General features: G+C 59.9%; 12 protein-coding genes. 2 read left to right on the top strand and 10 right to left on the bottom strand.

Translation table 11 applies throughout. From position 1 onward, the window contains the following. Positions 1–66: 66 nt before the first annotated feature. On the bottom strand, positions 67–885 hold the full coding sequence (locus V8P77_RS15475) for a class I SAM-dependent DNA methyltransferase (RefSeq protein ID WP_335913233.1): 819 nt from the start codon (positions 883–885) through the stop codon (positions 67–69). A 150-nt stretch (positions 886–1,035) separates the two neighbouring features. Between V8P77_RS15475 and V8P77_RS15470 the strand changes: the two genes are divergently transcribed. Beyond that, positions 1,036–1,761 carry a DUF2270 domain-containing protein gene (locus V8P77_RS15470; RefSeq protein WP_335913232.1) on the top strand — a complete coding sequence of 242 codons (726 nt, stop codon included), beginning with the start codon at positions 1,036–1,038 and terminating at the stop codon, positions 1,759–1,761. Positions 1,762–1,821: 60 nt separating this feature from the next. On the opposite strand, the gene V8P77_RS15465 is transcribed toward V8P77_RS15470, so the two are convergent. The 4 genes from V8P77_RS15465 to V8P77_RS15450 all read right to left on the bottom strand — a co-directional run bounded on the left by V8P77_RS15465 (position 1,822) and on the right by V8P77_RS15450 (position 4,829). After that, complete coding sequence (locus tag V8P77_RS15465) at positions 1,822–2,088, bottom strand: usg protein (protein ID WP_003540344.1); 267 nt, start codon at positions 2,086–2,088, stop codon at positions 1,822–1,824. Positions 2,089–2,308: 220 nt separating this feature from the next. After that, the gene (locus V8P77_RS15460; RefSeq protein ID WP_335913231.1) at positions 2,309–3,139 is read right to left on the bottom strand and encodes an ABC transporter permease; all 831 of its coding nucleotides are present in this window, start codon (positions 3,137–3,139) and stop codon (positions 2,309–2,311) included. Further along, positions 3,136–3,942 carry an ABC transporter permease gene (locus V8P77_RS15455; RefSeq protein ID WP_017960769.1) on the bottom strand — a complete coding sequence of 269 codons (807 nt, stop codon included), beginning with the start codon at positions 3,940–3,942 and terminating at the stop codon, positions 3,136–3,138. Before V8P77_RS15455 ends, V8P77_RS15460 begins: the two co-directional genes overlap by 4 nt. 113 nt (positions 3,943–4,055) lie before the next feature. Continuing rightward, on the bottom strand, positions 4,056–4,829 hold the full coding sequence (locus V8P77_RS15450) for a transporter substrate-binding domain-containing protein (protein ID WP_335913230.1): 774 nt from the start codon (positions 4,827–4,829) through the stop codon (positions 4,056–4,058). 331 nt (positions 4,830–5,160) lie between these two features. Here V8P77_RS15450 and V8P77_RS15445 point away from each other — a divergent pair, with 331 nt between their 5' ends. Further along, entirely contained in the window at positions 5,161–7,308 is a 2,148-nt protein-coding gene (locus tag V8P77_RS15445) for an OmpA family protein (RefSeq protein WP_335913229.1), read from the top strand. A 208-nt stretch (positions 7,309–7,516) separates the two neighbouring features. Here V8P77_RS15445 and V8P77_RS15440 read toward each other — a convergent pair whose 3' ends face one another. From V8P77_RS15440 to rbsK, 5 genes are all read right to left on the bottom strand, one after another. Next, positions 7,517–8,605 carry an ABC transporter ATP-binding protein gene (locus tag V8P77_RS15440; protein WP_335913228.1) on the bottom strand — a complete coding sequence of 363 codons (1,089 nt, stop codon included), beginning with the start codon at positions 8,603–8,605 and terminating at the stop codon, positions 7,517–7,519. Between the two features lie 220 nt (positions 8,606–8,825). Beyond that, on the bottom strand, positions 8,826–10,280 hold the full coding sequence (locus tag V8P77_RS15435) for an ABC transporter substrate-binding protein (protein WP_335913227.1): 1,455 nt from the start codon (positions 10,278–10,280) through the stop codon (positions 8,826–8,828). Between the two features lie 44 nt (positions 10,281–10,324). Beyond that, a complete protein-coding gene (locus tag V8P77_RS15430) occupies positions 10,325–11,353 on the bottom strand; it encodes a carbohydrate ABC transporter permease (protein WP_112846370.1) in 1,029 nt (342 codons plus the stop codon). Next, positions 11,350–12,225, bottom strand: coding sequence for a carbohydrate ABC transporter permease (locus V8P77_RS15425; protein WP_003540324.1), 876 nt, complete (start codon positions 12,223–12,225; stop codon positions 11,350–11,352). Before V8P77_RS15425 ends, V8P77_RS15430 begins: the two co-directional genes overlap by 4 nt. After that, positions 12,222–13,154 carry a ribokinase gene (gene rbsK, locus V8P77_RS15420; RefSeq protein ID WP_335913226.1) on the bottom strand — a complete coding sequence of 311 codons (933 nt, stop codon included), beginning with the start codon at positions 13,152–13,154 and terminating at the stop codon, positions 12,222–12,224. Before rbsK ends, V8P77_RS15425 begins: the two co-directional genes overlap by 4 nt. Positions 13,155–13,162: the final 8 nt, after the last annotated feature.

The following is a 13,162-nucleotide window of genomic DNA, read 5'->3' as shown; positions in this document are numbered from 1 at the left end:
CATTTCACAACAGATACTTCGCCAACCGGGCAAGTATTCCGTCAGCCGATATATCAGGTGTTGGCGTCAGCCATTATACCGGGCGATCACCAAATGGCCTGGTGTCGGCTGGCCGTCTTCCATGCGCACGTTGATATCCGATATCTCGACGACTTCGAAACCGGTGGCCGTCAGGCGTTCTCTGACATAGGCGTCGGCATGGGCGAAGCGCTGGTGTGGGCCGACCATATAGGCGCGGCCGGCGAGTATTTCCTCGGGCAGGGTTTCCGAGGAGAAGATGAACAGGCCGCCCGGCGTCAGGTTCTCGGCGGCGCCGAAGAACAGCGGTTCGAGCGCGCCGAGATAGGGCAGCACGTCGGTGGCGGCGATGATGTCGAAGGCTTCCTCGTCGTTGTCGTCGAGGAAATCCTCGACCTCTGCGACGAAAAGCGTCTCGTAGAGATCCTTCTCATGGGCGATCTCGACCATCTTCTCCGATAGGTCGATGCCGGTCATATCACCACAGAGGTCGCGCAGCGCGCCGCCGGTGAGGCCCGTGCCGCAGCCGAGATCGAGCAGCCGCTTGAACGGTCCGAGCTTCAGCGCCTGCAGGCGCTGGCGCACCAGCATCGGCACGTGATAGCCAAGCTGCTCGACGAGCACGTCCTCGAAAACCTCGGCATGCTGGTCGAACAAGGTCTCGACATAGGCGTCGGGCGCCTTGACCGGCGTTTCGCCGCGGCCCATCGCGGCAATGCGCACGGCCGCACCGCCGTGATCGTCGGGATCGATCGCCAGGACTTCCTCATAGGCTGCAACGGCGGCGTCGACATCGCCAGCCTTTTCCAGCGCCAGCGCGCGGTTATAGGCCTCGCCAAGGGCTTCTTCGTCGATCTTCTTTGCCATCGCAGTCCATCGTCCTTTTGTTTCAGGCCGTCCTTTTGTTTCAGGCCGTCCTTTTGTTTCAGGCATGCGTCTAAGGCGGCTTTCGATATTTTGCAATGGCGCGCTTGCGGGCGCAGAATGGCCGAAAAGAAGACCAAGGGAGGAAAGGCCATGAAAACGCAGCCAGACAGAACATCATCGGCGAGGGAAGGAGAGGCCGGCCGGTCATTACTGCTACCTACGACACCAAACGAGGTCACCAACACGCTCAGCCATTATTACCGTGGTGAACTCGGGCGGATGACGAGCTGGCGCGACCGCATCGACCGGACGTCCAACTGGGCGATCACCGTGGTTGCAGCACTCCTCTCGGTGTCGCTGTCGACGCCGACTTCGCATCACGGGGTGCTGCTGTTCGGGATGATGCTGGTGACGCTGCTTCTGATGATCGAGGCGCGGCGCTACCGCTTCTTCGATATCTATCGCGCCCGCATTCGCCAGATCGAGCGCTGCTATTTCGCGCAAATCCTGGCGCCCGACGCCAATTCCGGCAACGAATGGGCGGTGGTGGTCGCCAGCAGCCTGCGCAAGCCGCGCTTCCTGCTCAGCTATCAAGAGGCGATGCACCGCCGGCTCAAGCGCAATTACGGCTGGATGTATTTCATCCTGTTGCTCGCCTGGTGCCTGAAGATCTCGACGCCGAAGCTGCAGACGGAGGGCATGCCGGCGCTGCAGGCGCAGTCATGGGCCTATGTCATCGACAATGCCGTGCTCGGGCCGGTTCCCGGCCTTGCGGTCATTGCAGTCGTCATCGCCTTCTATCTCGGCATGCTTGGTTTCGCCTTGCGCCCGGATCGCGACGAAGGCGAATTCGGCCATGGCGAAGCGCATGTCTGACGCGGTCAGAACATATCGCCCGAACCGTTCACACTTTTCGGCATCATGTTGCAGAGCCGATCAGTGCAGGATGAACTCGCCCTTCAGTGCCCGCCACTCGGTTGCCGAGATCAGTTTGCGGTGGATGTAGCGCACCGAATGCAGCGGCCCGTCCAACTTCTCTTCCCAGAATTTCAGGAAACCGCGCATTTCGGGAAAATCAGGAGCGAGGTCGTAATCCTGCCAGACATAGGTCTGTAGGATCACCGGGTGGTCCGGCAGACGGTAGAGGATCTGGGCGGTCGTCAGACCATAGCCCTTCAATTGTTTTTCCATGTCCTTGTGCATCGTATTCCGCTTCTTCTTGTTCCCACTCGGGCGCTTATTAGCGCTACATGATATGGAAACATGCGAGTGGTTAACGGAAGCTTTACAGATACTTCGTAAAAGGACAATTTATTTTTGATATCAATGTCTTGGCAGCATCGTCCCAAGAGTGCTGCCAAACTGGCTTTTGTTTGATGAATGCCGCTATCCCAAAGCCGCGACATAGTTTGGGCGTCATGCATCAGCGCTTGAGGTGCCGGGTCAGGCGGCGCTCGAACCAGGCCCAGAGATGGCGTAAGGCCTCTACGATGGCGAGGTAGAAGATCGCCGCCCAGAGATAGGTCTGGTAGTCGAAAGTGCGGGAGAAGGCGTAGCGGGTTTCGCCCATCAGGTCTAGCACGGTGATGATGGCGACGACCGCCGAGCCCTTGATCAAAAGGATGATCTCGTTGCCGTAAGGGCGAAGTGCGACGATGAAGGCCTGCGGCAGGATGATCTTGCGGAAGGCGATGCTGTTATGGATGCCAAGTGCCGCGGCGGCTTCGCGCTGGCCGTGCGGCACGCTTTCGATCGCGCCGCGCAGGATTTCCGCCTGGTAGGCCGCGGTATTGATGGTCATGGCAAAAAGGCCGCAATACCAGGCTTCGCGGAAGAACCACCAGATGCCGACGGCATCAAGCTGCGGGCGGAATACGCCGAGGCCGTAATAGACCAGGAACAACTGGGCAAGCAGCGGCGTGCCGCGGAAGAAATAGATGTAGCCGTAGGCCAGCGCATTCAGCACGCGATTGTTTGACATGCGCGCCATGGCAAGCGGCAGCGACAGGATGGCGCCGCAGATAACGGAAATGAAAACGAGGCTCAGCGTTATCCAGAGACCATGGAGGTAACGCGGCCCGTAGCGGATGAATTTTTCCGGATCCCAGCCATTGATGACGGAAATGACAAGAAGGGCCGCGAGCACGGCCCAGATGGCGACGAGAATATAGCCGGCCATGCGCGCCGGCGTCATCGGCTTCATCAACTCGCGGGGCGCTGGCTGCGGCGGGATCAGCGTTTCGGCGTAGCTCATCGACGGACCTCCGAACGTTTGGCCCAACGCTCGACATAGACGAGCAGAAAGGAGGAGAGGATGGCAAGCACCAGATAGAGACAGCAGGCCACACCATAAAAGAAGAAGGGTTCCTTGGTCACGCGCACGGCGACACTCGTCTGGCGCAGGATATCGGCAAGGCTGATGATCGAGACGTAGGAGGTGTCCTTCAGCAGGACCATCCAGAGGTTCGTCAGGCCCGGCAGCGCGATGCGCACGAGTTGCGGCAGGATGATCAGGCGCAGCGTGCGGCCGCGATGCAGCCCAAGCGCGTCGCCCGCTTCATATTGTCCCCTGGGAATGGCGTGGAAGGCCGAGAGCAGCACTTCCGAGCAGTAGGCGGAGAAGACGACCGAAAGCGCGATGACGCCGGCGAGAAAGGCGTTGATCTCGATCGGCGGCCCGTCATAACCGACGAAGGCAAGCAGAGACTGGATCAGCATCTGCATGCCGTAATAGATGATGAAGAGCGTCAGAAGCTCCGGCAGGCCGCGGAAGATCGTCGTGTAGATGCCGGCCGCCAGCCGCAGCGACTTTTCCTCCGACTGCTGGCCGAGCGCAACCAGGAAGCCGATGGCGAGGCCGATCGGCAGGGTGACGATCGCCACCGAAACGGTGACCTGTAGGCCAAGCGCTATCTCGTCGCCCCAGCCGGTATCGCCACAGGCAAGAATCGTCGACTGACCTAACCAAGTGAAGATGCCAACGGGTCCGCACAGCGGATCGAAAATGTGCACAATCCAGCTCCAGAAGGAGCCCAGCGCGGAAAATAATCCGCCCATGCGAGAATTCCCCTCACGGCTTTTGCCGTTTTGATCTTGCCATCTTTGTCAAACAAAAATGGCGGAAGAGCAAGCCTTCCGCCATTACCTTCATCGGCCAGATAGCGAATTTCTTATTCGCCGTAAACGTCGAAGTCGAAGTACTTGTCCTGGATCTTCTTGTATTCACCATTGGCGCGGATCGCAGCGATCGCCGTGTTCAGCTTTTCCTTGAGCGGGTCGCCCTTGCGGATGGCAATGCCTGCGCCGTTGCCGTTGATTTCCTTGTCGACCGGCAGGGTCGTCAGGATCTTGCAGCAGGCGCCGGCGTCGGACTTGATCCATTCGGAGAGAACGACGACGTCATCGATGACAGCGTCGACGCGGCCGCTGGCAACGTCGAGCTTGTATTCGTCAGCGGTCGGATAGAGCTTCAGCTCGGTGTCGGCCAGATGCTTCTCGGCATAGTTGGCGTGCGTCGTGGAGGTCTGCGCGCCGATCACCTTGCCCTTGAGGCCGGCGACATCCGATATCGTCGAATCCTTCGGCACGGCAATGGCCGGCGGGGTGTTGTAGTACTTGTTTGAGAAGTCGACGAGCTTCAGCCGCTCCGGCGTGATCGACATGGAGGAGACGATCATGTCGAACTTCTTGGCATTCAGGGCTGGGATGATGCCGTCCCAGTCGGTGCTGACGAAGGAGCATTCGGCCTTCATTTCAGCGCAGAGCGCCTTGGTGATGTCGATGTCGAAGCCCTGGATCGTGCCGCTGGCATCGACGAATTCGAAGGGCGGATAGGTCGAGTCGGTGCCGATCACGTATTTCTCGCCATCGGCCATGGCCGAGCCGGCAAAGAGAGACATTGCCGCGATCGAGGCTGCCGCGAAGATACGGGTAGGGTTAAGCATGAGGATCCTCTCTGTTGGTAGCCGTCGCTCGTTTTTCTGTTGGGCTGACGGCCGCAGTTCAACGGTGTCGACACCGCCTTGTGGCGATAATCAGACTTTTTTTCATGGAATTGCAACAGAAATTCCCGCGCAATTGTGCGGTGCAAATAACAGGCGAGATGAACGAAAGCAGACTGCAACATTCACGGGAGGTTAATCCGGAGCTTTCTAGAACCGGAACAAATCGGTGGGTTGGCGCTTTGCCATTTCGCCGTTTCGCCTCATTGCGAAGCTAGGGGCGGACCAAGGCCTGTCGGCCTTCAGGAAGCTCAAACAGGATCGAGGAAACCCGATGGGCAAGAAATCAAGTTTGTTTGCGAGCGCAGCCTTCCCGCTGCTATCCCTCTCGCTGGCGCTGCAGCCGGCATCGGCAATGGCCGCCGCGCGCGGCGCCGCAACCGAGACAGCAACCGTGCGGCAGATCGAACAGGGCAGTTTCGAAGTGGCGCAGGACGCGCCTTCCGAGGAGGAGCTCTTAAAGAAGAAGCGCAAGCAGAAGGAGGAAGCTCCGGCTGAACAGGCGCCGGCCGCCGAGCAGCCGAAGGAGGCGCCCGCCGAGAAGCCGAAGGCCGAGCGGAAGGAGGCGCCTGCGCCCGAACCCAAGGCAGAGCCGGAACCGCCGAAGGCCGAAGCGCCGAGGGAGGAGCCAGCGCCCGAAAGCAAACCGCAGCGGAAAGCCAAGCAGGCAGCTCAGCCGGAAGCCGAGCCGCAGCAGGAAGAGCAACCCGTAACGCAGGAAAAGCCGAGAAAGCCGAAGAAGCAGGAGTCGCAGCAAGCCGAGCCTGAGGCGCAGCCGGCACCCGAGCAGCAGCCGGCCGCCAAGGAAACTCAGCCGGAGACGGAACAGGCCCAGCCCGAGGCCAAGCCCGAAGGCGGTAAGCGGGAAAAAGGGCAGGATAAGGCCCAGAGCCGAGACAAGGGCAAGGCTAAGACCGAGACTGCCGCGCCTGAGGCAGTGTCGCCGACTGAGGAACAGGCAAAGCCCGATGTGAAGCCGGAGGCACAACCCGCTGCCGAAGCGCCTGCCAAGAAGCCGACAAAGGGCGAGGCTGCGGCACCCGCAGAGAAGCCAACCGAAGATAAGGCGGCCGCTCCCGAAGCCGCGCCCGCCGAAACGCCCAAGGATGGCACGGCTGCAAAGCCTGCCGCCAAGCAGCCCGCCGGCGGACAGCCGGCTGCGCCCGCCACCGACACCGCCCAGCCGCTGCCGGATGTCAGCAGTGGTCAGCAGGTGGAGCAGGCCATTCCGGCGCCGGAAAAGGTTTCTCCAGAGGAACTCGAGCGTCGTAAGAAGATCGCCGCAGATCCGGCCAAGAGCAATGAGACCGTCGTGCTGCCGGTCGAAAACGGTGCAGCCGTGCTCGACAGCGATAAGGATGCCGACCGCAGCAAAGGGCGGGAAGGTCGCCGTGACCGCGACAGGCTGCGCGCCGAGAGCCAGGAGGTGAAGGTGCCGACCTCGGACGCCGATGCGCAGGCCGCTACCGCCGCTGCGGCGCCGGCGATCAAGCTCGAGGCAGTGACCAGCGAGAAAGGCACGAGGCTCGATACCCGACCGCAATTCGCGCGTCCCGAGGGCGCGCGCATCGGCGACCGCACCGACGACAGCCGCGTGATCATTCAGTACAACAATCAAGTGATCGTGCGCAGCGACGATGACAGGCGGTTTCTGCGGGACGGCGAACGGCCAAGCTATGAGCAGCTGTCGGGCGATCGTTACCGCGAGACGATCGCGCGGCCGGAGGGCTATCGCATCGTCACGATCCGCAATCGCTACGGCGATATCATCCAGCGGTCGCGCGTCGATGCCCGCGGGCGCGAATACGTACTCTATTACTCGCCCGATCTCTACGAGGACCCGGATCGCGACTACTTCGAAGATCCGGGCGCCGATCTGCCGCCGATGCGGCTGCGCGTGCCGCTCAACGACTATATCATCGACACCAGCAGCGATCCGGACCGGGATTATTACGAGTTCCTCAGAGAGCCGCCCGTCGAGCAGGTAGAGCGCGTCTATTCGCTTGACGAGGTGAAGTATTCCGCCCGTATTCGCGACAAGGTGCGTCGTATCGATCTCGATACGATCACCTTCGCCACCGGCAGCGCCGAAATCCCGATGGCCCAGGCACGCACATTGCGCAAGGTCGCCGACGCGATCAACCAAGTGCTGGAGAAGGATCCGAGCGAGACCTTCCTGATCGAAGGCCATACGGATGCGGTTGGTTCCGACCAGAGCAACCTGATCCTCTCCGACCAGCGGGCGGAGTCGGTCGCCAACGTGCTCTCCGATGTTTACGGCATCGCGCCGGAAAACCTGGCGACGCAGGGTTATGGCGAGCGATACCTGAAGGTCAGCACATCAGAGCCAGAACAGGAAAACCGCCGCGTCACCATCCGCCGCGTCACGGCACTGGTCCGCCCGGTCGCTGCCAACAAATAATGATGTGGGTGCCCCTCTCCATTTTGGGGAGGGGCATTCCGTTTGCTTCTTCTTTCCAAGCGGCTTGAAGGATGATGAGAAGCGCGGCTCGCTCCCTCCTTTGGCGCCTATGCGGCGTTGCCGACGCCCGGTATCTTTGAATTCATACGGCGCAGATCGCGATGTCGGAATGTCCTCTTAGTGGATTGCCGTATAGTTCCCGGTGCTTTTAGCCCACCGTGTCTCCGGTACTTTTAAGGAAAAAGTGCATTTTTTGGGTATCAATTGGAATGCTAATCCTGTCATCCGGGCCAACGCGCGATGACGCGTGGATCTGGGCAGTAAAGGCCGCTGACCCGACCTTGCCGATCGCCAGTGTGTATGGACCGAGGGGCTCGATATCGGCGACATGAAGGCTCACAGTTGAAACGTTAGGATCCCCAACCATAGTATGTTCCGGTCGAATTCCGAGAACCACTGACTGTCCCACTGCCGCCGAAAGGCGCTCGGCTCTTTGTGTCGGAACCGGAATGTCGACCCCACCCTCGGCTTGGAAGGCAATTCCACCGGCGTTTTGCACAAGTTGCCCCTCCATGAAGTTCATGCTTGGCGAGCCGATGAAGGCAGCAACAAAGAGATTCTTCGGAGATTCATAAAGGGTGATCGGATCAGCGGCCTGTTCGATCCGCCCTTGATTCATAACCACGACCCGATCTGCCATCGTCATCGCCTCTACCTGATCATGTGTAACGTATACGATCGTGGTTTTGAGCCTGCGGTGTAAGAGCTTGATTTCTGTTCGCATTTCAATGCGCAATTTAGCGTCGAGATTGGACAACGGTTCGTCGAACAGGAACACATCCGGCTGGCGAACAATCGCCCGGCCAATCGCCACGCGTTGGCGTTGGCCACCTGAGAGCGCGTTCGGCTTGCGTTTCAAATAGGCACCGAGATTGAGAATGCGCGCCGCATTTGCAACGGCGGCATCGATGTCCTGCTTCTGCGTTCCGCGCACCTTCATGCCGTAGCCGATGTTTTCGGCAACTGTCATATGCGGATAGAGCGCGTAATTCTGAAACACCATCGAGCAATTGCGCAGACCCGGGCGCAGCGTGGTAACGTCCCGCTCGCCGATACGGATTTCCCCTGATGTCGTCTGTTCCAGCCCCGCGATCATCCGCAGGGTGGTTGTCTTCCCGCAGCCGGAAGGTCCAACAAGAACCACGAATTCCTTGTCGGCAATTGCCAAATCGAGCGGAGGAATGACCTCAACGCTACCAAAGGATTTGGTGACCTGATCCAAACGCACCTGGGCCATGCTGTAACCTTTTCATGAGAATTCCATCGCCTGGCCCAGCGCATCGGCCCGAAAATCGGAATCGATTTTCGGAAAGCATGATGCGTAGATTCAAAGTATTAGAGCGTCCTTTGTGCGTCCGAAAGGACGCACGGCGCTCTAAGCGGAGATGGTTTGCTTCTTCTTCCAACGATGTCTAATCCCATCCCGGCACCGCCGGGATGGGATGTTGAGGATGGGTTTACTTCGCAGGCAGGCCCATCGACGAACGATAGGCTGCCAGTTGCTTGTCGCGGCCAAACTCGTCCGTCAGTTTGTTCCATCCGGCAGCCACGGTATCCAGCGCCTGCTGCGGCGTCACCTCTCCAGCCAATGCCTTGGAAAGCTCGATTTCGAGAATTTCCGTATAGGAGAAATAGCCCGGCAGGCGCATGTCGAGCGCCGTGTTCTTGGCGGTCACCGCGTCCTTCTGGCTTCCAAGATATTCCTTGGCCTCACGCTCGGAAAAGATCTTCGACCACAATGCCGTATCTGTCGTGTGCGACAGACGGTAAGGATTGACGCCTGTGCCGCCGGTGATGGCCGCCTGACCGGAAACCGCCGGGCTCGTCAGGAACTGGATATAGTTCCAAGCGGCCTCCTGGTTCTTGGAGGACGACGGTACGGCTGCCTGCCAACCGCCGAAGGCCATGAAGGAAGTCTGGACGACCTCCGGCTGCTTGTCCCACTTCTTGGTCTTGTAGTTCCAGATCTCGTCGGATCCCGGCAGGGATGCCGAGCCGACGCTGCCAGCAACCTTCGACTGCTTCGGGTCGGCGGCGATGACGCCGGTATCGCCCCAGCCGATCGATTCCGCGACCTGGCCACCGGCAAAGGCGGCATTGACTTCGCCAAAGGAGAAGTTGAGCGCGTTCGGCGGCGCCAGTTTCGAAGCGCGGATATATTCCTCCAGGCCGCGCACCCAGCCCGGATTGTTGACCTGCGCATCCATCGTATCCGGATCGAAGAACATGCCGCCGGGATTGTCGGGATGGCTGGTGTATCCCGCCACGTGACTGAACAGGAACCAGAATTGCTGGCCACCACGGCGGAAGGCTTCCGCCGTGCCCCAAAGGCCCTTGTCCGGCTGCTGGAAGAATTCGGCGATGTCAAGATACTGCTTCCATGTCTTCGGCGGGGCCAGATCGTAGCCATACTTCGCCTTGAAGGCGCTCTGGTTTTCCGCGTTTTCAAACAGATCAATGCGGTAGGTATAGGTATGGGCATCACCGTCCATGGTCTGCGACAGGACCTTGCCGTTCCAGACCATCAGTTGCTCGCGGTAAACCGGCGCGATGTCCTCCCAGTCGGCACCTGATTGCATATTCTTCGGCATTTCCGAGAGAAAGTCGGTGAAGTCCGGTGCCCAGGCCGGCGCAAAGGCAACCACGTCGAACGTGTCTTCGCCCGAGGTCAGCGAGGTTACGATTTTGGGATAGAGTTCCGACCACGGAAATTCCACCACATTCACCTTGCCGCAGGTCTTTGCCTCCCAGCCCTTGGCCGCCAGTTGCAGCGCAGATGCGATGTAAGGCCCCGTCTGCGTCGTGGCGGTGAGCGTGACACCGGTGTAGTCCGGTTCGCATGCGAGCGCGGATGGGACGCCCGCCACAGCAAGTAGTCCTGCGGCCGTTGAACTCAGTAGCAATCTTCTCATGTTTTCCTCCCTGGAATTGAACAATGACTAGGCTTCTCGAACGGTCATTTTATTGCTCCTAAAAGCAGGCCAGACCGCATCAGCCTGCTCAAAATGCCCGCCATGACGACCATGGGTATGATCGCAACCAGGGCGGCTGCCGATATCGACCACCACTCGTCACCGCGCTGGCTGTTTTGCCCGGCGACGAGAATGGGAAGGGTCTGCCATTTGGAACTGGTCAGGAAGAGTGCGAACAGGAACTCGTTCCAGACGAAGGCGAGCGTGATCATGAATGTCGCGATCAGGCCCGGCTTGGACATGGGCAGGACGATACCGAAAAAAATTCTCCACGACGGCACATTGTCGACCATCGCCGCCTCTTCGACTTCCACCGGCAGTGCCGCAAAGAAATCGCGCATCAGCCAGATCACGATCGGCAGCGAGAAGGCGACATAAGCGAAGGTGAGGCCTGTATAGGTGTCCACCAGCTTGAACCCCAACTTGCCCATTTCCGTATACATCAGGAACAAGGCAAAGGCGGCGACGATCGGCGGAAACATGCGCTGGCTGACAAACCAGAAGACGATATCATCATTGCCGAGGAGCGGCCCTGGAAGCTTCATTCGGCTGGAGCCGATGGCGAGCGCAAGCGCTGCAACAAAGGCAAAGATCAGCGAAATGGCCTGCCCGTAGCCCAGTACATGACGGCCAAGCAGATATCCGCCGAAGGCAACAACAACGAAAATCACGCCGGACAGCAGCTTGACCTCAAAGGTGAAGCGCACCAGCGCATAGGCTGCCATCGATCCGATGAAGGTGGCCAGCACCGATGCGGATAGCCCGATGATCGTCGAGGCGATGAAGGTGTTGTAGAACTGGCCGCGGGCGCCCGACAGGAGCTCGCTCCAGGCTGTCAGCGTCGGGTCGAAATCGACGAACGGAATATAGGTCGGTCCGCCGACGACGCCGAGCGGCGACTTGAACGAGGTGATCGCCACCCAGTAAAGCGGAAAGAAGGTGAAGGCGAGCCACAGTAGGCAGCCTGCGAGCGCCCACCAGCGGCCGGATCCTTTGAGGTCACGCACGCTCATTTGTGCTTCTCCAGATAGGGCTTCAGGATGGCGAGATAGACGAGCCCGATCACGGTAATGACGATCAGGAAGAGGAAGGAGAGGGCGGAGGTGTAGCCGAGGTTGAACTTCTTGAAGCCCTCCTGATACGCGAACAGGGTCAGCGTTTCGGTCGAAATGCCAGGCCCTCCGCCTGTCATGACGAACACCGTGTCGATGATCTTGTAGCTCTCGATGAGGCGGATGAAGACCACAGCCACCGAAATCGGCAGCATCATCGGGAAAGTGATCCCCCAGAACTGCTGCCAGGGGCTGGCATTTTCAAGCGCGGCAGCCTCGTAGACGTCCTCCGGCAGGGTTTGCAACCCGGCAAGAAGCATAAGGATGACGAAGGGTGTCCACTGCCACACTTCGACGGAAATGATGGCGCCGATAGCCCATCTGGTCTGCGTCAGAAACGGCAGGTTGGGAAAGCCGAAGACGGTCATCAGCTCATTGAGCGGGCCCATCGTGGGATTGAGGATCTGGCGGGCAATGAGTGCAACGGCAACGGGCGCTACCAGCATTGGCACCAGGAAGCTGACCCGGAACAAACCTTCGCCGGGCACCCGACGGTTGAGCGCCAGCGCCACGGAAAAACCGATGACATACTGCAGCGTCACCGCGACAAAAGCGATGATCGTCGTCGTCCAGGCGACATTCCAGAAGCGCGGATTCTGAAGCAGTTCCGTATAGTTGCCGAAGCCGACGAAACGCGCGGGGATCGGCGGCACGAGCCGCAGGCTCATGAAGCTGGTGGTCAGCGAATAGATCAGCGGGAAGATCGAGATCACAAGCACGATCAGCAGCGCCGGCCAGATGAAGAAGTGTTTGATCGGATCGTTGCGGGTCATGCAGCGCCTCCTTTCTGGAGAAGCGCCTCGATTTCCTCGATCCTCGGCATTGCAGGCGCGGTACCCCGCCGCGTCACCGCAATACCGGCGGTCGCGCAGCCGAAACGCACGGCCTCGACCGGACTAGCGCCCCGCGAGAGCGCTGCCGAGAAGCCACCGACAAATGCGTCGCCGGCGCCGGTGGTATCGATGACCGCTCCCGACGAGACCGCCGGAACATGAACCGATTGCCCGGCCGTATGATAGAGCACACCGCGACCACCCAGGGTAATCAGCGCGGCTTTCACGCCCTTGGCGAGAAAGGCGTCGCCAGCCCGTCTGGCGTCGTCGAGCGTGTCGAGCGGAAAACCGACGATGGCCGCTGCCTCGGTTTCGTTTGGCACGATATAGTCGCAGAGCGGGTAGATCGTGTCCGGAAACGGCTCGGCCGGCGCTGGATTGAAAACAGTGGTAACGCCGGCCGCATGGGCGATTTCGAGGGCGCGCTGCGCCGCTTCGGCCGGTTGTTCGAGCTGGGTCACGAAGACAGCCGATTGCTCGATGGTTTCGCGTGCCGCCTCGACATCGCCAACGCCGATGGTGCCTGCGGCACCTGGATAGACGATGATCGCATTGTCGCCGTTACCGTCATTGACGTAGATGAAGGCAGCGCCGGTCGGCATATCGTCCATCTGTACAACCTTCGGCGTCACGCCCGCTTCCGCATAGGTCTTCAGTGCCATGTCGCCGAACGTGTCGCGGCCGATCTTCGAGATGAAGGAGACTGTTCCACCGGCGCGGGCAGCAGCGACAGCCTGGTTGGATCCCTTGCCGCCCGGGCCTACTGCAAAACCGGTCCCGGTGATGGTCTCGCCAACGTTTGGCATGCGCTTGGCCAGATAGGCCGTGTCGGCGACGAAAATCCCGAGGATCGAAACACCCACCTTCATTATCGTTT

This window comes from Rhizobium aouanii, assembly GCF_037002925.1.
Lineage (GTDB): Bacteria > Pseudomonadota > Alphaproteobacteria > Rhizobiales > Rhizobiaceae > Rhizobium > Rhizobium aouanii.
This window is presented reverse-complemented; position numbering and strand designations above follow the sequence as displayed.

Bases quoted from the DNA above. Each gene is read 5' to 3' on its own strand.
- V8P77_RS15470 (WP_335913232.1), top strand. From the start codon at position 1,036: ATGAAAACGCAGCCAGACAGAACATCATCGGCGAGGGAAGGAGAGGCC.
- V8P77_RS15465 (WP_003540344.1), bottom strand. From the start codon at position 2,088: ATGCACAAGGACATGGAAAAACAATTGAAGGGCTATGGTCTGACGACC.
- V8P77_RS15445 (WP_335913229.1), top strand. From the start codon at position 5,161: ATGGGCAAGAAATCAAGTTTGTTTGCGAGCGCAGCCTTCCCGCTGCTA.
- V8P77_RS15435 (WP_335913227.1), bottom strand. From the start codon at position 10,280: ATGAGAAGATTGCTACTGAGTTCAACGGCCGCAGGACTACTTGCTGTG.
- V8P77_RS15425 (WP_003540324.1), bottom strand. From the start codon at position 12,225: ATGACCCGCAACGATCCGATCAAACACTTCTTCATCTGGCCGGCGCTG.
- V8P77_RS15455 (WP_017960769.1), bottom strand. From the start codon at position 3,942: ATGGGCGGATTATTTTCCGCGCTGGGCTCCTTCTGGAGCTGGATTGTG.
- V8P77_RS15430 (WP_112846370.1), bottom strand. From the start codon at position 11,353: ATGAGCGTGCGTGACCTCAAAGGATCCGGCCGCTGGTGGGCGCTCGCA.
- V8P77_RS15475 (WP_335913233.1), bottom strand. From the start codon at position 885: ATGGCAAAGAAGATCGACGAAGAAGCCCTTGGCGAGGCCTATAACCGC.
- rbsK (WP_335913226.1), bottom strand. From the start codon at position 13,154: ATGAAGGTGGGTGTTTCGATCCTCGGGATTTTCGTCGCCGACACGGCC.
- V8P77_RS15450 (WP_335913230.1), bottom strand. From the start codon at position 4,829: ATGCTTAACCCTACCCGTATCTTCGCGGCAGCCTCGATCGCGGCAATG.
- V8P77_RS15440 (WP_335913228.1), bottom strand. From the start codon at position 8,605: ATGGCCCAGGTGCGTTTGGATCAGGTCACCAAATCCTTTGGTAGCGTT.
- V8P77_RS15460 (WP_335913231.1), bottom strand. From the start codon at position 3,139: ATGAGCTACGCCGAAACGCTGATCCCGCCGCAGCCAGCGCCCCGCGAG.